Source organism: Vibrio sp. 970, assembly GCF_033339075.1.
The window spans coordinates 1-540 of record NZ_JAWOTW010000724.1; the positions used below are offsets into that span (position 1 = coordinate 1).

1 protein-coding gene and 1 pseudogene are annotated in these 540 nt (G+C 48.0%); both read right to left on the reverse strand.

What is annotated here, in order from left to right; translation table 11 throughout:
• Window positions 1-391 (reverse strand): DNA-processing protein DprA (locus tag R7Q11_RS28835; protein ID WP_225467304.1); only part of this gene is annotated, 391 nt, incomplete at its 3' end.
• Window positions 375-540: pseudogene (locus tag R7Q11_RS28840) on the reverse strand (peptidoglycan-binding protein); the annotation flags it as partial. The gene R7Q11_RS28835 and the pseudogene R7Q11_RS28840, both read right to left, overlap by 17 nt.

Here is a 540-nt window from a genome sequence, read left to right on the forward strand (position 1 = left end):
AACCATCAAAACTAGCGTTACGGCTGCCCACCATGGCAATTTGTGGTTGCGATAAAAAGGTAGGATTCCCCTCGACAAACAACAACGGAGGCGGAGCGACAACTTGCTTGAGTAAAGAGGGATATAAAGGATCGGCCAGCGTCAGGATGTGATGATTTGTAGAAGTGGCTAGCCACGTTAAACAAGCATCGACCTCTTTATCGGCCGAAGCCCAAGCTTGCAACTGTTTGTTCGTCAAACCCAATTGATAGAGCTGTTCAGAAGAGGAACTGATGATATTGCGAGGCGTATCTTTGGCGAGCAGCTTATTCATTTTGACCCCACCGATGCCTGGCAAGCAACTCAGCTTAAGCCAGGCAGCAAGGTCACTGTCGTTATTGCGTGGTTTCATTGGTGGTCGACTCTTGCGTCAGAGGCGAAACCACAGAGACCTCTTTATTGATGGGTTTAGTGCTGGTTGTGATCAACGCCAAGCTAAAGTACTCATAAGGACGAATGACCAGCAACTCGCCAACCTTGCTTTGAGGTAAGGTTATTTTC